Genomic DNA, 21093 nt, shown 5'->3' with positions numbered 1-21093 from the left:
TTACATTATATAAAGGATAATTATTATGCTTGATCCAAAGAAAATTGAACAAATAGCCCGCCAACTCCATAACGCCATGCCAAAAGGTGTTAAAGAATTTGGCGATGATGTGGAAAAAAAATTGCGTACTGTTCTGCAATCCCAGTTGAGCAAGTTGGATCTTGTTAACCGCGAAGAATTTGATGTACAGACACAAGTCTTGTTGCGCACCCGTGAAAAACTGGCGGCAATGGAACAACGCTTGAATGAATTGGAAGCTCGCCTTGAAGAAGCAGACAAGAAAACTCAGTAGGCGAAATAATGTGGTAAGAGAGAATGCCATGAAGACAATTGCGTGAGGTGATATGCCGCTATGCGCCAAAAAGCATAACGGCACATGATGCCAAACTTACTGGCTCTTAATGGTTTTAATGATATTGGTTGTGGAAATACCATCTTCGAAGTTTAATACCTTAACCTCGCCACCCGCAGCCCAAACCTCTTCACTACCGGCAATCTCTTCAGGCTTGTAATCCCCACCTTTGACCAAAATATCCGGCAGGATATCCGCGATTAAGCGCTGCGGTGTATCTTCCTCAAATGCCACAACCCAGTCCACAGATTCCAACGCTGATAACACTGTCATACGTTGTTCCAGCGGATTCACCGGACGGGTTTCCCCTTTCAAACGCTTGGTGGATGCATCACTATTGACGGCAACGATCAAACGATCCCCCAATTTACGGGCGTTGGATAGGTAAGAAACGTGCCCCGCATGGAGGATATCAAAACAACCATTCGTCATGACAATCCGTTCACCACGCTGACGCGCCAGTGCAACAGCTTCTGTCAGTTTGGCTTCACTCATTACGCCAAATCCGGTTTCTGCACGTCCACGCACTGCATTTTCCAGCTCAACCGGTGACACAGTGGACGTACCTAGTTTGCCAACCACCACACCCGCTGCCACATTGGCAAGGTAACAGGCTTCGTTTAACGGCTTGCCAGCGGCTAATGCCGTTGCCAAGACACCTATCACCGTATCTCCTGCACCCGTGACATCAAAAACTTCCTGTGCCTGAGTCGGCAAATGCAGGGGGGGCTGCCCAACCCGCAATAAACTCATGCCTCGTTCAGAACGAGTGATCAACAGCGCTTGCAGCGCCAAATCCTGTACCAGCTTCGTGCCTTTCTGCACTAAATCATCATCATCCTGGCAGTGTCCTACAACCGCTTCAAACTCTGACATATTTGGCGTTAGCAATGTTGCGCCACGATAGCGGCTAAAATCGCTGCCTTTTGGATCGATCAGTACAGGAACATTGGCTTCATTAGCGAGCTTAATCATCGCCTGAATCTGGCTTAGCGCTCCTTTAGCGTAATCCGACAGTACTAACGCGCCAATATGGGGCAAGGATTGCTGAATTTTTTCCAACAGCGGTTGGGCATCGATATTCTGGAAGCCCTCTTCAAAATCCAGACGCAACAATTGCTGATTACGCGATAAAACACGCAGTTTCGTGATAGTTGGATGAGTTGGGACAGAAACAAAATCACAACGGACTTTCACACTACTGAGTTTCTCACTCAATGCCCGCGCTGCATCATCAATGCCCGTTAAACCTACCAAACGTGAATTCGCCCCCAAAGAAGCAATATTCATGGCTACGTTAGCCGCACCTCCAGGGCGCTCTTCTATGGTTTCTACCTTAACCACCGGAACGGGTGCTTCCGGTGAAATGCGGCTAGTTGGGCCGTACCAGTAGCGATCTAACATAACATCGCCAACAACCAAAACACCTGCGCGGTGAAAATCAGGGAGTGTTACTTTCATCCCATGCTCCAAATATCAAAATAAACTGTTGCGGATATTACCATAACCAGACTTAGTGCCAGTCAACTCGATCAGGAAAAGCAACGGCATCAGCAGCGATACTCTAACCATTTTTGCCAGCTATCACGTACCAATGCTTGCTGCTGGCTGAAATATCCAGCAGAAACTCGGCTGGATAACGCCTGCAACGCTAAATGATGCAATTCATCACGCATAGTAATGTAAGCCTGCGTCAGCGCCATCGCCTCCTGCTCGTCCATAATATTATGCTGCGCCATTAATTCGAAAATTCGCACATTATCAGACCAGCGAGTCAGCCTGATATTTTCTGGTGCATAACGCAGCACCTGATACTGAGCAATAAATTCAATATCCGTGATCCCCCCCGGATCAGCTTTGATATCAAATTGATCTTGCTGCTGACTGCCCAAGTGCCGATACATTTTTTCTCGCATCTCACGCACCTGTTGACGCAAAAGATCAGGATCACGGGGAAGGCATAATGTTTCACGGCGAATGCGTTCAAAATCACGCCGCATTTTCTCATCACCGAAAACCATGCGTGCACGAACCAACGCCTGATGTTCCCAGGTCCACGCTTCATTTTTTTGGTAATCATCAAAGGCTTCAAGGGTACTGACCAACATGCCCGATTCACCGGATGGACGCAAACGGGCATCAACGTCATACAATACCCCCGACACAGTTCGGGTACTGAACAAATGTAGGATGCGTTGAGTAAGGCGCAAATAAAATTGGCGAGCCTCAATGGAACGGGCACCGTCTGTCATCACTCCCATTGGGCAATCCAACAAGAACACCAGATCCAAATCAGAGCCATAACCGAGTTCCCAGCCACCTAATTTGCCATAACCAATAATGGCAAAGCCCAACCCCTGCCGCTGGGATAAATGAGCGGGGGCGCCATAGCGTTTTACCATTTGGTTCCACGCCAGCCGTACAACAGCCTCAATAATGGCTTCCGCCAGATAAGTCAGATGATCACTTACCTTCATCACAGGCAAGACGCCCGCAATATCTTCTGCTGCGATCCGCAATAGTTGTGCCTGCTTAAATTGACGTAAAGCCTCCAGCAATTGCTCTTCATCATCCTCAGGGAGCCGCAATAAATATTGATAAAGCTCATCACGATAAGCTTCCATCGGCAACGGTTGATACAGTGATTTGGGATCGAGTAGCTCATCCAGCAACAACGGATGACGGGCAAGCTGGCTGGCGATCATCGGAGAAGCAGCACAGAGCCGGATAACATGAACCATGACCAGTTCTGATTCCAGCATCAGTTCCAGATAAGTCGTGCGACTGACAATACTGAGCAACAGGGAAATAATCCGCTCTAAAACGATATTGGCATCTTGCCTGACTGCAATTTCTGCTAACAGACGTGGCATCAACTGGTCAAGCACATCCCTTCCCCGTGGGCCAATGGTGCGCTTACTGACGTCCCGACGGAAAAGCGCCATTACATCAAGCATCTTCTGGGCTTTTTCTCTATCAAGATGAGGAATCAACGCGCTAAGTTCATCTACATGCAAGGCTTCCTGCCATAAGCTCTTAAACGAGATATGGCTAGCCTCCTCATTCTGCTCTTCTACTTCATCGCCGATCAACTGTTGGAAAATACTTCGCACCGCACTCATTTTACGTTCGGTTTCTGCCATTAATTCATCCCAATTGGCAAAATTCATGCCCCAAGCAAGACGGGCACGATCTAATTCATTATCCGGTAAAGTTTGCGTTTGTTGGTCATGAATAGATTGCAACAGGTTTTCAAGCCGCCGTAAAAACAGGTAACTTTCTTCAAGCTGCTTTAATTTTTCCGTTGGCAATAAAGCTAAGTCATTGATAGCCTTTAATGTTGGCAATAATGAGCGGGATTGCAGGCTCGGCTCCCTTCCCCCACGAATAAGCTGAAAGACCTGGGTGATAAACTCAATTTCACGGATCCCACCTGCGCCTAATTTAATATTCTCTTTTAATCCCCGACGACGGACTTCCCGCTCAATCATACCCTTCATATTGCGCAAGGATTGAATTGCACTGAAATCAATATAACGGCGAAAAACAAACGGGCGCAACATCTGGCGCAGTTCCTGACAATAAACCTGATCATCATTGCCCAAAATGCGTGCTTTCACCAAAGCATAACGTTCCCAGTCACGCCCTTGTTCCTGATAATAATCTTCCAATGCCGGAAAGCTGAATACCAAAGGCCCACTGTCACCAAATGGACGTAATCTCATATCAACACGATAAACAAATCCGTCTACGGTTTTTTGATCCAACACCTTAATTAATTTCTGGCCTAATCGAGTAAAGAACTGAGAATTATCTATTTCTCGACGCCCACCTTGCGTTACACCATTTTCTGGATAAGCGAAAATGAGGTCAATGTCAGAAGAGAAATTAAGCTCTCCGCCCCCCAATTTTCCCATTCCCAAAATCAGCAGCGGCTGTGCCACTCCATCGCTATTAGTAGGTGTTCCCCAATCCTGACAACAACGCAGATAAAGCCAATCACGGGCAGCGATAATCAAAGTTTCAGCCAACATGCTTAATTGCTGTAATGTCTGTTCTGTCGTACTGCTTTGCAATGCCTGCGACCATGCAATCCTGACCAAAATCCGATGGCGGAAAAAACGTAAACACCGCATCAAACCATTTTCATCATTTACCACCAGCAGCGCTTGTCCCAGCCAATGGGAATAACGTTGCCACTCTTCCGGTTGGGGGGGATTTTGGCGAATATCCTCTAGCCATGCAGGATGTGATAACACGTTTTCTGCCACAAACTCACTCAATGACAGCACCGCCTGTTCAGCCGATGAAAAGGGCGTTATTGTTCCCTCTAATGGTGAAAAATTCGCAATGATATGCTGTAATTGTCGGGCTAAAGGTGATGAAAGTGGCCGCATAACTGGTTTTTCCTTATGACTGTTTTTTTAATAACAAAAGGGGATTATCGGGGCTGAGCCAGCAACCACTGCATTAATGCCAGCTTACATTGCAACCAAGAAGTGCTATAACACAGTGTTTCAGAATACAATGTTCCAGCCTCCGCATTGTTCATGGATAAAGCAGCCTTTAACTCCAGCAATAAATCCAGAATCGGTAAACGTTCAGTTTGTCTTTTTGTCAGTTCTATCATCCATTGCAAAACCTGCGCCAATCCCGTTTTCCCTTCTGGCAACCCCGCCAGCCATCCTTCTTCTTGCTCCTGCCATTGCGCCAAAATTTCAGGCAGAAGCACAGACAATGGCTGCTGCCATTCCAACTCTTTCGGTAATTTTGGTGATGTTTTATGAGACAAACCATGAACAAGCGCATATCCTCGTGCAGCCTTGCTTTTATTTGCTAAACGCAGGCCGTTCTGTGATGCCAGTTTGTTTGCTAATGACAGAATATCGATGATATTTCCATTTTTTAGTTCCAGCTCAAATTCACAAATAGGTGACGTTTGATCTCCTGAATCTTTATTGCCAGAAAAAATAGTTCCCTGATCCAATACCACTTCAATTTCACTTTCTCCATAAGTCACAAGCCATTTTTCACGGTTAAAGTCGGTACTGAATAATTCAGCCAATTGTGCCTGTAGATAAGCGAGATCGGTATTTTCAGGCCAGATATAGTCGGGAAACAACGTCAGGTCTAATTTAGGTTGGTACAAAGGGATATTGAATTCAGGACGTTGGTGTAACCCACCTATCACTTTACCTGCGGTTTTGATGGTCATCTCATAGTGCCCGTCAAACCCACGGATACGTAGCCCCATATCCCAACGCCGCAATTGATTATCAGGCGTCTCAAAATAAATATTAGTCAGGTGTTGTGGTGAAGTGTAATCATGAGGAAACTGAAATAATTGCTGGCGAACTGCCGGTATCGCATCAGGCTTTACGGACAGTTTCAATTCTATTTCTACAGAACTCATATTTTTTATTCCTCAATGGATATTACAGAATTTTTTTCTTAATCCTGTTCACACTTTCTTTCACAGATGAAAAACTTTTCACAGAAGAGAAAAATAAACCACAATAGGGTGTTATCTCAACAAACATCACTTTCACTTCGCCAAAAAAAACCTCAAAAGGCTTGTATTCGGCCAGTTGATATCGCATTCATTCTGGTTTACTGATTGCACACACAAACTTAACTCTTTACTATCCTTTGAGTAGTTTAAATTACGATTAGTCCATACTTGATTGATCCATACACAGAGAACAGTTGAGCACAGAATGCAAAAACTACATCAATTATTTATCTTGTTATTGAGTTTCACTCTTCCATTATCCGTACACGCTGAAGAAAAACGCTATGTCTCCGATGAGTTATCAGCTTACATTCATAGCGGCCCAAGCACTAAAAACCGTATCATTGGCTCATTGAATGCCGGCGAAGAAGTCATATTAGTCAGCCCTAAATCAGATAATGGTTTCCTGCAAATTCAGGACCGCAAAGGGCGTACAAGCTGGATACTCGCAAGTGAACTCAGCGCCATTCCAAGCCTGCGTGAACGCCTTCCTGCAATGGAACAAGAGATCAAAACACTGACTGGGAATCTGGCCACTATTGACGATAAGTGGAATAAGCGTACCGCTGAATTGCAGAACAAAGTGGCAAACAGCGATAAGATCATCAGTGATCTGAAAAAAGAGAATGCCCAGCTCCAGAGTAAATTAACTGTGGCTGAGAAAAAGGTAGAAGTTGCCAATTTGCAGTTGGATGATAAACAAAGAGAGATCATCTTGCAGTGGTTTACCTATGGCGGTGGGGTTGCGGGAATTGGCCTGATTCTGGGGCTTATATTGCCACACATTATCCCTCGCCGAAAAAAGAAAGATCGTTGGATGAGCTGATTTAAGGAAACAAGAGTGAAAGTCTATTTGGTTGGTGGCGCCGTTCGCGATCAATTATTGGGTTTGCCCGTCACCGAACGGGACTGGGTTGTCGTTGGCAGCAACCCAGAGGAACTACTGTCTCAGGGATATCAACAAGTTGGGAAAGATTTTCCTGTTTTCCTGCACCCTAAGACCCATGAAGAGTATGCGTTGGCTCGCACTGAAAGAAAATCCGGGCAGGGATATACCGGTTTTACCTGTTATGCTGCCCCCGATGTGACGCTGGAAGAAGATCTGCTGCGCCGTGATTTAACGATTAACGCTATTGCACAAACTCGTGAAGGCGCATTAATCGATCCCTATCATGGCGCCAATGATCTCAAAAATCGTATCTTGCGCCATGTTTCCTCTGCGTTCGCAGAAGATCCATTACGTGTGCTGCGTTTAGCGCGTTTTGCGGCTCGTTTTGCCCATTTAGGCTTTTCAATTGCACCAGAGACGCAAGCGCTCATTACAGAAATGGTCGCAAATGGTGAATTATCCTCATTGACCCCTGAACGCGTTTGGCGGGAAACTGAAAAGGCGCTCACTTCACAATCACCACAAGTCTACTTTCAGATTCTGCGTGCTTGCGGAGCATTGGCTGTACTCTTGCCTGAAATAGATAACCTGTTTGGCGTTCCTCTGCTTGAACATGATACCGGGCTTCATTCATTGCGCGTGTTGCAAATATCCACCCAATTGAGCGAAGAGACAGACATTCGTTTCGCCTCACTATGTAGCCATATCGCAATAATGCCACTGAAACAAATGTGCGAACGACTGCGCATTCCCAACTCGGCACGCGACCTAGCCACGATTGTGACGCAATATCACAATTGGGTACATACTGTAGAACAATTACCGCCAGAAACCTTGCTGAGCTTGTTTAATGCCGTGGATGCCTGGCGCAAACCACAACGCATTGAACAACTGATTACCTGTAGCGAAGCAGACAACCGTGGATACCCAGGAGCAGAAACTTCACCCTACCCACAAGCTGATTATTTACGTGAAATGTTTGCGATTGCCAGCCAAGTCAGCGTCCAGGAAGTGATTGCCCGTGGATTTCAAGGAGCCGAGATTCGCACAGAATTGGAACGTCAACGACACATTGCCATCGCCGACTGGAAACAACAATCGATTGATTAAATTCACCCATCAATTTAGCGCCCCAAACCATTAATTAAATTGGGACGCTTTTTCAATTAGCCCGCACTTCGCTCAATCACTACACCTACACTTTTTGCATGTGCAACCGCACCTGGTTTACCGACCTTAACCTTGACCCAAGGAGAGTAAAATTGGTTTAGCAAAATACCTGCCACTTCTTCTGCGACCCGTTCGACCAAAGCAAAACGTTGGCCTGCCATATGATTAATAATCGCCTCACTCACCTTGGCATAATCCAGACAGTGCTCAACATTATCACTGGAAGAGGCTAGTTTGTTGTCCCATCCCATTTCGATATCGAACACTAATTTCTGTTTAATTGTTTGTTCCCAGTCATAAACACCAATAGTGGTAATTACGGTTAATTCTTCAATAAATACGATATCCATCACGACCTTTTCCCCATTTTTCGGTTCGCCAGATACCACTTCCGACGAAATGTGCGTATTATCCATTGTTAGACTTAAGAAAACGACCCTTATTCATTGGAGATATCTTATGAGTGCAATCGCGCTTGGCATGATCATCTTCGCGTACTTATGTGGCTCTATATCCAGCGCGATATTGATCTGCCGCCTGGCAGGGCTTCCCGATCCCCGTCAGCATGGTTCCGGCAATCCTGGAGCAACAAATGTACTGCGCATCGGTGGTAAATGGGCTGCATTGGCAGTGCTGGTTTGTGATGTCCTAAAAGGGCTAATACCCGTTTGGCTGGCATACAAACTCAACGTTTCCCCATTTTATTTAGGCATTACCGCCATTGCTGCCTGTCTGGGGCATATTTATCCCATCTTTTTCCATTTCAAGGGAGGGAAAGGCGTTGCAACCGCTTTCGGTGCCATTGCTGCCATAGGTTGGGATCTGATGGGATTGATCGCGGGGACATGGATGCTAACAGTGTTGCTAAGCGGCTATTCCTCATTGGGTGCCATCGTCAGTGCATTAATTGCACCTTTCTACGTCTGGTGGTTCAAACCTGAATTCACTTTTCCTGTTGCCATGCTGTCATGTCTGGTACTTGTGCGTCATCACGATAATATTCAACGCCTGTGGCGAGGGCAGGAAAGCCGCATCTGGCAGAAATTGAAAAAGAAACAGGAAATGACCGATAAAGAGAAAACTCAAGCAATTAAAGAGCAAGAGCAGCAAGAGGACTGACGTGGAGAAAGCCTATGAAAGCACTTGTTTATCATGGCGTCGGCAAAATACGCGGGGAAGGAAAAGTACAATCCCAATTCATTTGCAATAGTCCACTTTACCAGAGCCTATACGTAGCTTTGTGTAATTATGGGCGAAAAACAGTTACAGGCTTTTTTCTGGCAGGTGTTTTTTCAGCTCTCCGTGTCACCGGGTTAATGCTTAGCCCTGTGACACGAAGAAGACAAGCACAGCGCGTCAGTATTTTCCTAAACAAATCAAAATAATTGCTACCTCATTGAGCAAGAAACTCTTTCTAGCTGGCAATTAGTTTGCACCATAGACTTTACCCGAACCTCAGCCAATCAAAGAAAAACCCCGAACAGTGAAACCTATTGCTGAACGCATCGCAACAATGCTCGCTACAGCTATTACGGGCGAATCTCAATATCTGGTGAAAAAGGGGTTGCAATGCCCCAATCAGCGGTTATTGAAAGATGGCTCTTTATTGCGGGTGGTTCAGACGCTGGACGGCACAATTACAGGCGCACAGGCCATCAAACCAAACGGTGAAAAACGCCTTGTTGCTGGTACTCAAAAAAGGGAAGTTTTATCCCCATAATCATTTCATTCCATACTATTGTATAAATAGATGGCCTTGCCTGAGCAGAAGACGTGAAGCGCCCCACATTAAGAGCGCAGTCAATCATATGAATTCATCCTAGTATTTCATAAAGCTTCTTAATTTCCTTTCTCCAGCTCTCCTGATTTTTGGGCTTCTGGTGCTTCGGTTTTCTTGCCAAATCCTGCGCCAGATTTTGCTCCAATACCACAATACGTTGCAGGATCTCTTCCTCATCTGCTAATGCTTCCGCCCCTTCAAGCGCGCTTTCCTGATCTTTAACCACTTCTTTTTGATAAGGGATCACTTTTTCATTAAGAAACTGATAATACCCATCACTGGATGTGACCTCTTCCAGTTTGCCATTGTTAATCAGCCAAAAACGGTTAGCGACGTTATCAATAAATGCCCTATCATGCGAAGTGATTAATATCGTCATCTCGTTATTAATTAATTCATTCTCCAATTCCATTTTGCCAAAAATATCCAGGTGGTTTGTTGGCTCATCGAGGATCAGGAAATTGTGCTTATTTAATTTCAAAATCAAAAACATTAATCGGGAACGTTCGCCACCACTTAATCGCCCCACCAATTGGTTAAAATCTGCATACTTAAAACCTGTCGCAATCAGTTGCTGTTTACAGGTGATATCATCGATATTCGGTGTGTTATTTCTGACTGCATCGAAGATCGATTCATTCAGCGGAATTTTTTCCAATTCCTGATCGAGATAACCCAGATTACACTGCGGAGAGAAGGTATTTGTGGCCTTGTTATAGTCCTCAACCAACGTATGAATCAGAGTGGATTTCCCCACGCCATTATCACCTAATAAGGCGATTCTATCTCCGGGGCGGATATACAAGCCATTAATTGAAAATAAAGGATTAAATTGCCCATCCTGGTGATAGCCAATCCATCTTTCCCCAATTTGCAGCATATTTTTCGATTTTATCGAGTCGGCATCCAACGATAATCGATAAGTTTCCCCTTCGGTTATTTTGGTTTTACTCTTTTCGAGTTTTTCTGCCCGTTTTTCCATCGACTTGGCTTTTCTGGCAAATTTTTCGTTATCGTGGATTTTTCCCCATAATGCCAAACGGTTGGCACTCTCCTGTATGCGCTGAATGTTCTTTTCTTCCGCTTTCAAACGTAATGCATCCGCTTTATCTTTTTCTTGTAAGGCAATAAATGCCTGGCTAAATGGCAAAGAAAATGCCGTCAATTGTCGGTCACGCAAGAAAATCGTCTGGTTGGTGACGTTATCCAGAAAATTTCGGTCGTGGGAAACGATAATAAACGCGCTCTTTAGGCTGTTATTAAAAAAGTCCTCGAAAAATTTCAGGGTATTGGCATCCAAATGGTTACTGGGTTCGTCAAATAAAATAATATCGGGCTCTACAATCGCACTCATGGCAAACATCAATTTTGTTTTTTGCCCACCACTGAGATCAGCAACTTTTGTCGTAAAATCAGCATCCTGAAAACCAAAATCATAAAGCATGGATACCGCTTTGTAGTCACCATATTCATCTATTTGTTTTACTTTCTGGGAAATAGATTCAAACAAAGTCATCTCAAGCAATGCGTCGTCAATAAACTGAGATACCATCTCCAATTTCAAACCATTAACATATTCGATGACCCCATCATCCGGTTTTTCAATGCCTGCCAGTAGCTTAAGTAAATGGGTTTTTCCCGTACCGTTATAACCAACCAAAGCAATTTTATCGTTTTCTTTAATAGTTATAGAGAGATGACTAAATAATGGTTTTGAATTAATACTAAAGTTAACTTTATTACAATGAATCAGCGTTGACATTTTTATGCCCCCATCGTAAGACCTTTATTAATCTCAGAATGTTGATTATTTCCAGTCAAAACTTATATATTCAAAGAAAAGTCAGGTCAAGTTTTCATCATAATAAATGAAGGGATAACTGCGACGTTTTTTATATTTTAATGTGATTATTTATTAAGGTAACTAATTTATAAAAATAAACGCTACTCATATTATTGAGCCGCGTTTATTTTTATTTGTAACCACGTTACTTGCTCTCTCTATCAATAGATACATCCTTAAAATGGAATAGCCGTTTTTAAGAAAATTTGGGCACCCGATGGGCGATTACTGACGACAAAGTCTTTCTGCCACTTCAAAGTAACCAACCAGCCTTTATCATTGGCATAGCGAATAGAAGGACCAAAACCCACCGCCCTTGCTTTACCCTGTGCGGAATTTGGCCCACTATCATGAGTGGCCTGCTGAAAAGCGTAGCCGCCAACGCCCACAACCAACCCGTTGCCAAATCCCCAACCCAGTGCATAATCTGCATGAAGTGCCTGGCCGGAAGTTGTTTTGGTGTCCTTGTTGCGGAAGTTGACATCATACATCACTTTTAAATCTGCATTGATGCCGCTAACAGGGAAATAGCTGATCGCCCAAACAGGCTGGGCTGTCCAATAGTTTTTCCCCAGGCTGGAAAGATCGTTGCGGTCATAGTGGCCTGTCGGCGCGTTAATATTCAAGCCAATAACATAAGCCAAATCTGGGGCGGGATGGTAACCCAAGGCGGGGCCAAAGGTGATATCCCCTATCCCTTTGCTGTTGTCATATTTGCCAGCGGCATCAGCGGTGACATCCAATAATGGCACGATAGCATGATAAGCCAGTTGGCCGCCAAAGACCTGCTTCTCGGTCACCCAAACCAATCGAGGGGCAAGGACATTCACGTTGACTTTAAAACCAGGAACAAGGATCAAATCGCCGTGATTGCCCCTAAGCTTGGTATAGTGAATATTGCCACCATAAAACAGGGCATGAATGCCTGTGAGCGGTAAAGCACCGGACAAGTAATTATCCAGACCATCAGGATAGGCGCCAACACCACCTTCTGTTGCCATAGCGGAATGACTTACCATAGCTAAAAAACCTGGCAGTGATAAAACTGCTGCATAAAAGAGCCGTCTGAATTTTGACGTCATATAATCCTCCTCTCTGTAAGAGATGAATTGATAAAAAATGAAATGATTGGCTACTTTAATCAGCGTCGCGCAAGTCGGCGGGCGACAAGATAGCCGGAAGTCCCACTTAATCCGGGGCCTGGATGGGTTGAAGCCCCAATGTGAAACACGTTACTGACAGGTGTTTGATGCGCCTTGGCACCTTGCGCAGGGGCAAACGGACGTAGCCAGAAAAATTGATCAGGTGAACAAATGCCTGAATAGGGATCGCCTCCTGACAAATTACAGTTCAATGCCTGTAAGTCCGCCGGAGAATAGGCTTTGCGGCCAACAATAGAGGATGAAAAACCCGGCATCACCGTTTCCAGACGAGCCTGTACACGATCCGCAACCGCTGTGCGAATAGCCTCATTCCATTTGCCATCTGCCGGAATAGGAATTTCTCCCGCTGCATCGCCTTTTAGCTGCGTCGGCAACTCCTGCATTTGAATCCACAAAACCCAACCGTCCTTTGGAGCACGGGAAGGATCAAGAACTGTTGGCTGCCCTATCGCAAGTGTCGGATGACTTGGCAGATAACCATTGTTGGCCTGCGTCACGGACAAACAGACTTGTTCCATACTCTCCGTTAAATGGACAAGTGGTACATGGCTCAATTCAGGCTCACACCACGGTGGTGGAGCGTTCAAGGCAAAATGAACCTGCATTCCCCCGCGCCCATAACGATAGTTCCGCGCCCGTTGCAGGAGGGTATCGGAAACCTTATCCAGCAAGTGACCATAAAGCTGTTGGGGGGTTACATTACAGACCACTGCCTCACTGGCATGATAAACCTGTCCCGCAACCATAACACCAGAAGCACGGCGCTTTTTCCCCTGCCCTTGGGTGATGATCCGGTCAACGTTAGCATGAGTGATAAGCTGACCGCCATATTGCTTAATGATCCCTGTTAGCGCTTCTACAATGCGCAGACTGCCACCTTTTACCACCGGCATCCCGCCGGCAACCACGGCAGCAAAGGTGAGCTTACCTATCAGAGCGGAGCTGGCATCATCCGGCCCCAAACCCGTATGCAATACCCACGGCGCCAGCAGAGCGCGGCTGAAATCAGACTGTAATTCACGTTCCGCCCAGCGCCGGAAAGTTTCCAGCGAACTGCCAACAAACTCACTCAATCCATCAATACCGCGTTTGTGCCATTCAGAAAACAGCAATTTGAGTATCCCGAGACCATAGGGATTTTGCCCTAATAAGCCAAAGATCAGCGCGGCATCATCATGAAAAATTTGCTGTGCCATGCGCTGCAATGTCTCTCCATCACCTGCCGCGATTTCATCAAGCCGCAAAGCTGAGGCCAGAATATCCCGCTTTAAGGCAATTCCCTTGCCATTGGGTTGGATCAATCCCGTTGAATAATCGCTTTGCAAAAATTCCAAACCTGCCTTTTCCAATGCAGGCTTGAGTTCTTGATAAGCTGGACTACCCAAAAACAGCGGATACCAGCAAGAGAGCACATCATGGGTATAACCGGAAAAAAGTTCTTCCGTGCGAATACAGCCGCCAGGTACTGCATTGCGTTCCAGTACCAAGACTGATTTACCCCATTTTGCCAACAAAGCGGCACATACCAATGAATTGATGCCACTGCCGACAATGATCACTTGTGGTCTGGGAGCTGTCATGGTATCGCTCCAGAAAAAGATTCAATCAATGCCAGAACACGCAGCGGGCTTCCCGAACCGCCGCCAATCTTGAGGGGAGCCGCAATAATGACAGCACCAGTGGGGGGCAACAAATCGAGGTTTTTCAGGCACTGCAAACCATATTTATTCGCCCCGTGCATCAACGTATGGCAGGGATACGTCACTGGCCAGCCATAAGATTGCCCCGCATCCGTATTAATGGTTTCTACCCCGAACCCGCGAATATCCCGCTCATGAATCAACCACTCTACCGCTTCCTGGCTTGGTCCTGGCGTGTGAGCACCATCATCATGCATATTGAGAAAACGTGCCGGATCGTCCGCCCGTTTCGACCAATCTGTCCTGAACAACAACCATGCTCCGGCAGGAATATGCCCATGCTGTTCCTCCCAGGATTGTAAAAACTCAACCGTCAATATCCAGTCTGGATCTTGTGCCACCTGCTGGCTGGCATCCACCACCACCGCAGGCGCGACAAAATTATCCAAAGGAATGGTATCGACACTGTTATCGGGGTGATCTTTACCGCTTACCCAATGTATCGGCGCATCAAAATGCGTTCCGGTATGCTCACCACAACTAAAATTGTTCCAGTACCAGCCCGGACCATGCTCGTCATAGTGAGAAATGCGTTCCATGTTGAATGCCCAAACTTGTCCAAATTGTTCAGGCAACTGCAAGGTCGGAAAATCCGGCGTCAATGTCTGCGTAAGGTCGATGATTTTCACACTGCCTTGATTTAACGCCGTGACAAACGCATTTAACAGACTATTCATTAATCATGTTCTCCTGAATGTTTTCCAACAGAATCATTTTTTATATTCCGTGAACATCATGCAGACCGGTAAACATGCCGCCATGAAAAACCAATGGCTTACCTTCGATACTGGCAATTCGTTTGACCTGACCAATCACCAGTAAGTGATCGCCAAGATGCGTTTGCTGGTGATTGGCACACACCAGAGTCGCTATCGCTCCGCCAATCGAAGGGATACCTTCGGGCGTTTCCTGCACCAGAATACCCTGAAATTTATTTTCTACCCGTGAACTCGCAAAACGCAGGGCCAGTTCCTGATGGTCATAACTCAGGATGCTGATGGTGAAATATTCGCAATCACGGAACACAGACAGATTAGGTGAATGATTAACCAAACTCCAGAGCACCAAAGGCGGCTCCAGTGAAAGTGAAGCAAATGAGTTGATGGTCAACCCCACATTACGCCCCTCAGCAGTGCGCGTCGCAACAATGGCAACCCCTGTCGGATATTTGCCTAAAAGCGTGCGCAAATCTCTCGTTTCAAATTCGGTCGCACCCCATCCACTATCAAACAGCGGCATTTGGTTATTCAGGGTATTTATGCTCATGTTATTCCCCCGTTTATGCCCGAATTTCTTCAATGAGCTGTGAATGGATGTATTCTTCACAGGCATGGGCATCTTCCCACCACGGGAACAGTACCGGAGGATGGTTGAACGCATTGGCAATTGTGCTGCCGAGTGTCGGCAGACGCTGGGCTGCTGCTAATAATTCCAGAACGTGTGGCTTTGGTGGGACAAGAAGACTGTTTGTCCATTCCACAACGTAACGACCATATTTCCAGAATTGTTCAAACGTATCGTTCATCCATTCAGCCGTAAACGGTTGGTCACCACGGGCAAGAATGGCTTCGTAATAGACTTTGCAGGCTTTTGTTGCATTATTTGAACCTTGTCCAGTCAGCGGATCATTCGTAACTACCGCATCCCCCAGGCCAAAAACCTGGCGACCAGAAGGCAACGTCAGCACGGGCTTACGCACCACTGGTGCAAAACGTCCCGCCAGAATGCCATTTTCATCGGTCAGCTCTACATGCTCACAACGTTCAGACTCCCACGGCAGGAAAGTTTTGAGGATCTGCTTGCTATAGGCCAGATGTTCCTTCGGTGTTCTGACCTCTTGCCAGCCATCCATTGCGCCACCCGGAATACCTTCAAAAACCATAATGTCGCAGGGACCATTTAGTGTCAGGGCAGGAAAAACGAAATATTCCCCTGCACCCGGGATCAGGTTAAAAGAAACACGGGAATATTCAGGCGTTGGCAGCATACCATTCACATAAGTCAATGCCAGTGCGCGCCGCGGTGTATCATATGGTGAGCGTGAAGCATCGCGTTCCAGCAATTTTACAATTTCCCCTTTTCCTCCCGCCAGAATGACCAATTCATGGCTGGCAGCCAGGCGTTCCAGTTCAGCAACCCCCACATCGCTAATTTCCAGATTACCGCCACGAGAAGCAAATAGTTCCAGCCAAAATGGCATCTTAATACGTTGATCGACAGCTTGCGCATATTTATCGAGCCGTGCACTCCATTCAATGGCTTTGTCATTGGGAATTTCGGGATGTGGCACGGTGAAACCGATTCCTTCAACGGGCGGGCATTGCGTTTCCCACTGATTCAATCCCAAATCACGTTCAAATTGTAAAGAAGCATCGAACATGCACTGGCTTGACAGAACCCGACCATTGCGAACATCATCAGGCGTGCGGTTGGTGACTACAGTGACTTGATAGCCCTTGTCTAGCAGACCAAGGGCCAGAGGCAGTCCAGCCTGGCCACCTCCGACGATAGCGATACGACGCATAGTATTTTCCTCTTTTGTTTTGGCTGCCGGAACTGAACCTATTCCGCCAACCGTGGAATAGCGGGTTTCGCCTGTTCTGGTCCCATTGCTGAATAACCACCATCAACGGCATAATCTGCACCAGTTACAAAACTCGCCAAATCTGATAAGAGAAATGCCACGACCTGCGCAATTTCTTCGGGATCACCAACACGGCCAAGCAGATGGTAATCTGCGGCAACGTTATCGGCTTTCTGTCGCTTCCCCTGAGTCAGCTCATCCATAACCCGTGACCAAGTCCACCCTGGTGAAACAGAATTAACGCGGATGTGGTCAGCCGCATAATCCATTGCCATACTGCGGGTAATTTGCAGCAACGCGGCTTTTGAGGCGGGATATAACCAGCGGCCTGTCTGGGCAATTGAGGAAGAAATGCTGGTGAAGTTAACAATGGCACCGCCTCCCGCTGCAATGAGATAAGGCCGGACAAATTGGGCTGCTCGAACAGCACTGATCACATTAATATTCAAGGCGGTCAGCCATGTTTCACGGCCAGCATCGGCACCATTATCCAGATAAGTGGCTGCAAGGTTGATGAGATAATCCAGACGGTGATAATGAGCAACAACATCATGTATTGCCTGAGAAAGTTGTTTGTCGTCAGTAATATCGACATGCCAGAAACGGATGAATTCCGGTTGCAGGCTGGCCGCTTTCTTCCCGCCTGCCTGATCAATATCAAAAATCGCGACCTTAACCCCATATTCACTCAATATCCTGGCAACGGTTGCCCCAATTTTGGTAGCTCCACCGGTGACAATAGCGACTTTATTATTTAAGCCCTGCATAAAGATTCCCCTTTTGTCATATGCCCACCAGAGTGATTAATCATGAAGGGGTATCATTACGTGAAATAGGGAGACGCAAGTAGCCGCTATATGCAGAAAAGATCCATTCAGTGCAGATTTGGCCTCTTACCCGCCCAAAAATGCAGGTAAGAAAACACAAAACAGGGATAAAGATGAGAGGTTACTCTGCTGGGGCATTCAACGCAGCAAGTGGATATTCGCTATATAGATAAACCATAGGTGGTGCCATTATGGCATACAAAACCTCATATCCCATCACAGCAACTCCACCGCCTCCCTCACCAATTGACCCACCTTCTTCCATTCCTTATCTCGGATCAACTGTGGGCTGACCATCCATGATCCACCACATGCCACAATTTGTGGGATAGTAAGATAATTGCGAATATTCTCAACACTGATCCCACCGGTTGGCATGACCTTTAACTGTGGGTATGGAGCGAGTAGCGCGTTAATCATCGCAATTCCACCCGAGGGTTCAGCCGGGAAGAATTTAACAAAATCGATGCCTAATTCCAGCGCCTGTTCAATTGTGCTGGCATTATTCACGCCGGGAATGATAGGGATACCAATTTGCTGGCACGCCTGTACGGTGTTTGGGTTAAGCCCTGGTGAGACGACAAACTCTGCCCCCGCTATTTTTGCCTGACGAACATGTTCACGATGAAGCACAGTTCCTGCACCGATCAGCATATCTGGCCGCTCAACCTTCAGCAGACTAATCGCTTCGGCGGCACTCTCGGTACGAAACGTGATTTCAGCCACCGGCAAGCCGTTGTCTGCTAATGCATGACCAAGAGGAATGATATCTCTGGTCTCTTCAATGGCTATTACAGGCACGATTTTAATCTGACGCAGACGTATCATTATCTCTTGCATTTTCATTCTCTCCAATTTCGTTCGAATTAAAAAAACGGGCGATAACCCCTTGTGTCGCGGCTTGCGGAACAATCGCACCTTTATGCTGGATCACAACCCCTGCGAGCTGATGCCCCATTAATGCTGAATCATGAACAGATTTCCCATTTAACAGCCCCGCGATAAAACCCGCATTAAAAGCATCGCCCGCCGAAGTGGTATCAACGACAGGTGTAACAGGTTGAGTTTTAATATGCAGTGTGTCGTTGCAACCGCTTAAGTCACGATAAAAACAGCCCCGTTCACCCGCTTTGATAATGGCTTGTTTAACCCCCATTCTTTTCAGACGATGAAAACTTTCCTCAGTTGAAGTATCGCCCCAGAGATTTGCTTCATCATCGTCAGTGACTAACGCAATATCAGTGATGGCATACATTTGCTGATAACACGCACGGGTTTGGGCTTCGTTTTCCCATAAGGCCGGACGATAATTACTGTCAAAGAAAATCACTTTCCCTTCATAAGATAACTGTTTTAAATCAATGAGCAGCCGTTGGCGATCATCTTCGGGCGAAACCGCCAGGCTGATCCCGCTGAGATAGAGCACATCCATGCTCTGCAATTGCTGGCGCACTATGGGGTAATCAGGATGGCGCAAGAGATAACGTGCCGCCGAGTCATTGCGCCAGTAAAGAAACGTGCGTTCACCTTTTTCATCAAGTTGGATCAGGTATAAACCGGACTGATGCGCATTATCACGCAATACTAACGCAGTATTAATGCCCTCTTGCTGCCAGCGTGAGATTATACCTTCGCTCAAGGCGTCCGTTCCCATCGCCGTGACAAAATGGACATCAAATATATCGCCCCCAGCGCGAGCCAGATAAACCGCGCTATTCAGCACATCACCGCCATAGCTTTGTGTCATGGCACCAAATGGGATGCCATTTAGCTCAATCATACATTCGCCAATCAGGGCTATTTTCCGCATCTGCATCCTTTAATCCTTCATGGCCTGAAAATAACGTTCAGCATTATTGAAGCAGATATCCTGAACTATTTGCCCCAGCATTTTTTCATCATGGGGAATTTCACCATTTTCGACCCCGTTCCCCAGCATATTACAGAGAATGCGCCGAAAATATTCATGGCGGGTATAGGATAAGAAACTGCGTGAATCTGTCAGCATACCGACAAACTGGCTTAATAAGCCTAATTGGGAGAGTTGCTCTAATTGACGCTGCATACCGTCTTTTTGATCGTTAAACCACCAGCCCGATCCAAATTGAATTTTGCCCCCGATGTTTTTACTACCTTGCACAAGGCTTCCGCCCTGAAAGTTGCCAGTCATAGTTGCGATCACTTCGTTATCACGGGGATTTAAGCAATAGAGAATGGTCTTCGGTAATTCATCAATTTTATCCATCTCATCCAGCAAACGAGATAATGGGTAAGCGATAGGATTATCTCCAATGGAATCAAAGCCGCTGTCTGGCCCTAACCGTTTAAACATACGCGTGTTGTTATTGCGTAAGGCACCAATATGCATCTGCATGACCCAGCCGCGTTTTGCATACTGCTTACCTAACCAAACCAGCACCGCTGTTGTGAATTGTGCGATTTCTAATTCACTGAGTGATTGCCCTTGTCTGCGCTTTTGCAAAATGATATCTAACACTTTTTCGTCAGGTATTGGCGCATAACGCAAATGTTCAATTCCATGATCCGATGCCACACAACCGTGATCCTGAAAGTGTTCAAGGCGACGCGCTAATGCCAGCAATAAATCAGCAAAACACCCGATGGTGACATCTGCGACTTCTCCTAATCGTTCGAGATAGTCACAAAAACCCAGTAATTCAATTTTGAAGACTTTGTCTGGACGCCAGCTCGGTAAGACTTTGATGGTGAAATCTTTATCTTTGGCAATCTGTTGATGATATTCGAGAGAATCAATGGGATCATCCGTTGTTCCTGCCATTCGTACCTGCATTTGCTGCATAATGCCACGGGCAGAAAATTCACTTTGAGAGAGTTTTTCATTCGCCTCATACCAGATGGCTTCTGCGGTGTCAGGCCCCAATAATTTTCCGCTAATGCCAAAGGGGCGTCGCAATTCCAGATGTGTCCAATGATAAAGTGGATTGCCGATCGTCAGGGGAACCGTTTTCGCCCATGCGAGGTATTTTTCGTAATCACTGCTTTCAGTACCAGTAATCAGTGCCTCTTCAATCCCTGCCGCACGCATCGCCCGCCACTTATAATGATCCCCCTCCAACCAGATTTGACCAAGATTGTGGAAACGGCGATTTTGCGCGATCTCTTTTGGATTGAGATGACAGTGATAATCATAGATAGGCATCAACGCCGCGTAATCATGATAAAGGCGGCGGGCAACATCATTATTTAACAGGAAATCTTCACACATAAAGGTTTTCATTACATTTCCTCTAT

At 46.2% G+C, this 21093-nt stretch carries 20 protein-coding genes; 6 read left to right on the top strand and 14 right to left on the bottom strand.

Translation table 11 applies throughout. From position 1 onward, the window contains the following. Positions 1-25 precede the first annotated feature (25 nt). On the top strand, positions 26-292 hold the full coding sequence (gene ubiK / locus BDE27_RS14215) for a ubiquinone biosynthesis accessory factor UbiK (protein WP_099133006.1): 267 nt from the start codon (positions 26-28) through the stop codon (positions 290-292). Between the two features lie 96 nt (positions 293-388). On the opposite strand, the gene hldE is transcribed toward ubiK, so the two are convergent. The 3 genes from hldE to BDE27_RS14200 all read right to left on the bottom strand — a co-directional run bounded on the left by hldE (position 389) and on the right by BDE27_RS14200 (position 5765). Then, positions 389-1813, bottom strand: a complete 1425-nt coding sequence (gene hldE, locus BDE27_RS14210) for a bifunctional D-glycero-beta-D-manno-heptose-7-phosphate kinase/D-glycero-beta-D-manno-heptose 1-phosphate adenylyltransferase HldE (RefSeq protein WP_099133005.1) — start codon at positions 1811-1813, stop codon at positions 389-391. Between the two features lie 89 nt (positions 1814-1902). Then, a complete protein-coding gene (gene glnE, locus BDE27_RS14205; protein ID WP_099133004.1) occupies positions 1903-4749 on the bottom strand; it encodes a bifunctional [glutamate--ammonia ligase]-adenylyl-L-tyrosine phosphorylase/[glutamate--ammonia-ligase] adenylyltransferase in 2847 nt (948 codons plus the stop codon). A gap of 44 nt (positions 4750-4793) precedes the next feature. Further along, complete coding sequence (locus tag BDE27_RS14200) at positions 4794-5765, bottom strand: CYTH domain-containing protein (protein WP_099133003.1); 972 nt, start codon at positions 5763-5765, stop codon at positions 4794-4796. A gap of 304 nt (positions 5766-6069) precedes the next feature. Here BDE27_RS14200 and BDE27_RS14195 point away from each other — a divergent pair, with 304 nt between their 5' ends. Both BDE27_RS14195 and BDE27_RS14190 read left to right on the top strand, forming a co-directional pair. Next, on the top strand, positions 6070-6690 hold the full coding sequence (locus tag BDE27_RS14195) for a TIGR04211 family SH3 domain-containing protein (protein WP_099133002.1): 621 nt from the start codon (positions 6070-6072) through the stop codon (positions 6688-6690). Between the two features lie 15 nt (positions 6691-6705). Further along, positions 6706-7863 carry a multifunctional CCA addition/repair protein gene (locus tag BDE27_RS14190; protein ID WP_099133001.1) on the top strand — a complete coding sequence of 386 codons (1158 nt, stop codon included), beginning with the start codon at positions 6706-6708 and terminating at the stop codon, positions 7861-7863. A gap of 56 nt (positions 7864-7919) precedes the next feature. Here the strand turns inward: BDE27_RS14190 and folB are convergent, their stop codons facing one another. After that, positions 7920-8273: a bifunctional dihydroneopterin aldolase/7,8-dihydroneopterin epimerase gene (gene folB, locus BDE27_RS14185; RefSeq protein WP_099133054.1), complete on the bottom strand. Its 354-nt coding sequence runs from the start codon at positions 8271-8273 to the stop codon at positions 7920-7922. A gap of 109 nt (positions 8274-8382) precedes the next feature. On the opposite strand from folB, the gene plsY reads away from it, so the two are divergent. From plsY to BDE27_RS14170, 3 genes are all read left to right on the top strand, one after another. Next, complete coding sequence (plsY, locus tag BDE27_RS14180; protein WP_099133000.1) at positions 8383-9042, top strand: glycerol-3-phosphate 1-O-acyltransferase PlsY; 660 nt, start codon at positions 8383-8385, stop codon at positions 9040-9042. A gap of 14 nt (positions 9043-9056) precedes the next feature. After that, entirely contained in the window at positions 9057-9308 is a 252-nt protein-coding gene (locus BDE27_RS14175) for a hypothetical protein (protein WP_099132999.1), read from the top strand. 98 nt (positions 9309-9406) lie between these two features. Next, positions 9407-9643, top strand: a complete 237-nt coding sequence (locus BDE27_RS14170; protein ID WP_370588202.1) for a hypothetical protein — start codon at positions 9407-9409, stop codon at positions 9641-9643. A gap of 94 nt (positions 9644-9737) precedes the next feature. Here the strand turns inward: BDE27_RS14170 and BDE27_RS14165 are convergent, their stop codons facing one another. The 10 genes from BDE27_RS14165 to uxaC form a co-directional block, all read right to left on the bottom strand. Beyond that, positions 9738-11465, bottom strand: coding sequence for an ABC-F family ATP-binding cassette domain-containing protein (locus BDE27_RS14165; protein ID WP_099132998.1), 1728 nt, complete (start codon positions 11463-11465; stop codon positions 9738-9740). Positions 11466-11722: 257 nt separating this feature from the next. Further along, entirely contained in the window at positions 11723-12628 is a 906-nt protein-coding gene (locus tag BDE27_RS14160; RefSeq protein WP_187651162.1) for a SphA family protein, read from the bottom strand. A gap of 59 nt (positions 12629-12687) precedes the next feature. Then, positions 12688-14289 (bottom strand): phytoene desaturase family protein, encoded by a 1602-nt coding sequence (locus BDE27_RS14155; protein WP_099132997.1) that lies wholly within the window; start codon positions 14287-14289, stop codon positions 12688-12690. Continuing rightward, positions 14286-15086, bottom strand: coding sequence for a cyclase family protein (locus tag BDE27_RS14150; RefSeq protein WP_099132996.1), 801 nt, complete (start codon positions 15084-15086; stop codon positions 14286-14288). Before BDE27_RS14150 ends, BDE27_RS14155 begins: the two co-directional genes overlap by 4 nt. A 40-nt stretch (positions 15087-15126) precedes the next feature. After that, a complete protein-coding gene (locus tag BDE27_RS14145) occupies positions 15127-15675 on the bottom strand; it encodes a flavin reductase family protein (protein ID WP_244208799.1) in 549 nt (182 codons plus the stop codon). Between the two features lie 13 nt (positions 15676-15688). Further along, positions 15689-16933, bottom strand: a complete 1245-nt coding sequence (locus BDE27_RS14140) for a styrene monooxygenase/indole monooxygenase family protein (protein WP_099132995.1) — start codon at positions 16931-16933, stop codon at positions 15689-15691. A 38-nt stretch (positions 16934-16971) separates the two neighbouring features. Then, positions 16972-17760: an SDR family oxidoreductase gene (locus BDE27_RS14135; RefSeq protein WP_099132994.1), complete on the bottom strand. Its 789-nt coding sequence runs from the start codon at positions 17758-17760 to the stop codon at positions 16972-16974. A 276-nt stretch (positions 17761-18036) separates the two neighbouring features. Beyond that, positions 18037-18660, bottom strand: coding sequence for a bifunctional 4-hydroxy-2-oxoglutarate aldolase/2-dehydro-3-deoxy-phosphogluconate aldolase (locus BDE27_RS14130; RefSeq protein WP_099132993.1), 624 nt, complete (start codon positions 18658-18660; stop codon positions 18037-18039). Continuing rightward, entirely contained in the window at positions 18626-19630 is a 1005-nt protein-coding gene (locus tag BDE27_RS14125) for a sugar kinase (protein ID WP_167450611.1), read from the bottom strand. The genes BDE27_RS14130 and BDE27_RS14125 overlap by 35 nt, the downstream gene beginning before the upstream one ends. A gap of 9 nt (positions 19631-19639) precedes the next feature. After that, complete coding sequence (gene uxaC / locus BDE27_RS14120; RefSeq protein WP_099132991.1) at positions 19640-21079, bottom strand: glucuronate isomerase; 1440 nt, start codon at positions 21077-21079, stop codon at positions 19640-19642. Between the last annotated feature and the right edge of the window lie 14 nt (positions 21080-21093).

This window comes from Xenorhabdus ehlersii (genome assembly GCF_003610465.1).
Lineage (GTDB): Bacteria > Pseudomonadota > Gammaproteobacteria > Enterobacterales > Enterobacteriaceae > Xenorhabdus > Xenorhabdus ehlersii.
Note: the sequence above shows the minus strand (reverse complement) of the source record. Positions and strands in the feature narration are given on the sequence as shown.

Excerpts from the sequence above, each read along its gene's own strand:
- BDE27_RS14155 (WP_099132997.1), bottom strand. The coding sequence starts at position 14,289 with ATGACAGCTCCCAGACCACAAGTGATCATTGTCGGCAGTGGCATCAAT.
- BDE27_RS14150 (WP_099132996.1), bottom strand. The coding sequence starts at position 15,086 with ATGAATAGTCTGTTAAATGCGTTTGTCACGGCGTTAAATCAAGGCAGT.
- BDE27_RS14130 (WP_099132993.1), bottom strand. The coding sequence starts at position 18,660 with ATGCAAGAGATAATGATACGTCTGCGTCAGATTAAAATCGTGCCTGTA.
- BDE27_RS14125 (WP_167450611.1), bottom strand. The coding sequence starts at position 19,630 with ATGCGGAAAATAGCCCTGATTGGCGAATGTATGATTGAGCTAAATGGC.
- BDE27_RS14160 (WP_187651162.1), bottom strand. The coding sequence starts at position 12,628 with ATGACGTCAAAATTCAGACGGCTCTTTTATGCAGCAGTTTTATCACTG.
- uxaC (WP_099132991.1), bottom strand. The coding sequence starts at position 21,079 with ATGAAAACCTTTATGTGTGAAGATTTCCTGTTAAATAATGATGTTGCC.
- glnE (WP_099133004.1), bottom strand. The coding sequence starts at position 4,749 with ATGCGGCCACTTTCATCACCTTTAGCCCGACAATTACAGCATATCATT.
- BDE27_RS14140 (WP_099132995.1), bottom strand. The coding sequence starts at position 16,933 with ATGCGTCGTATCGCTATCGTCGGAGGTGGCCAGGCTGGACTGCCTCTG.
- BDE27_RS14135 (WP_099132994.1), bottom strand. The coding sequence starts at position 17,760 with ATGCAGGGCTTAAATAATAAAGTCGCTATTGTCACCGGTGGAGCTACC.
- BDE27_RS14145 (WP_244208799.1), bottom strand. The coding sequence starts at position 15,675 with ATGAGCATAAATACCCTGAATAACCAAATGCCGCTGTTTGATAGTGGA.
- ubiK (WP_099133006.1), top strand. The coding sequence starts at position 26 with ATGCTTGATCCAAAGAAAATTGAACAAATAGCCCGCCAACTCCATAAC.
- plsY (WP_099133000.1), top strand. The coding sequence starts at position 8,383 with ATGAGTGCAATCGCGCTTGGCATGATCATCTTCGCGTACTTATGTGGC.
- BDE27_RS14175 (WP_099132999.1), top strand. The coding sequence starts at position 9,057 with ATGAAAGCACTTGTTTATCATGGCGTCGGCAAAATACGCGGGGAAGGA.
- BDE27_RS14200 (WP_099133003.1), bottom strand. The coding sequence starts at position 5,765 with ATGAGTTCTGTAGAAATAGAATTGAAACTGTCCGTAAAGCCTGATGCG.
- BDE27_RS14165 (WP_099132998.1), bottom strand. The coding sequence starts at position 11,465 with ATGTCAACGCTGATTCATTGTAATAAAGTTAACTTTAGTATTAATTCA.
- hldE (WP_099133005.1), bottom strand. The coding sequence starts at position 1,813 with ATGAAAGTAACACTCCCTGATTTTCACCGCGCAGGTGTTTTGGTTGTT.
- BDE27_RS14195 (WP_099133002.1), top strand. The coding sequence starts at position 6,070 with ATGCAAAAACTACATCAATTATTTATCTTGTTATTGAGTTTCACTCTT.
- folB (WP_099133054.1), bottom strand. The coding sequence starts at position 8,273 with ATGGATATCGTATTTATTGAAGAATTAACCGTAATTACCACTATTGGT.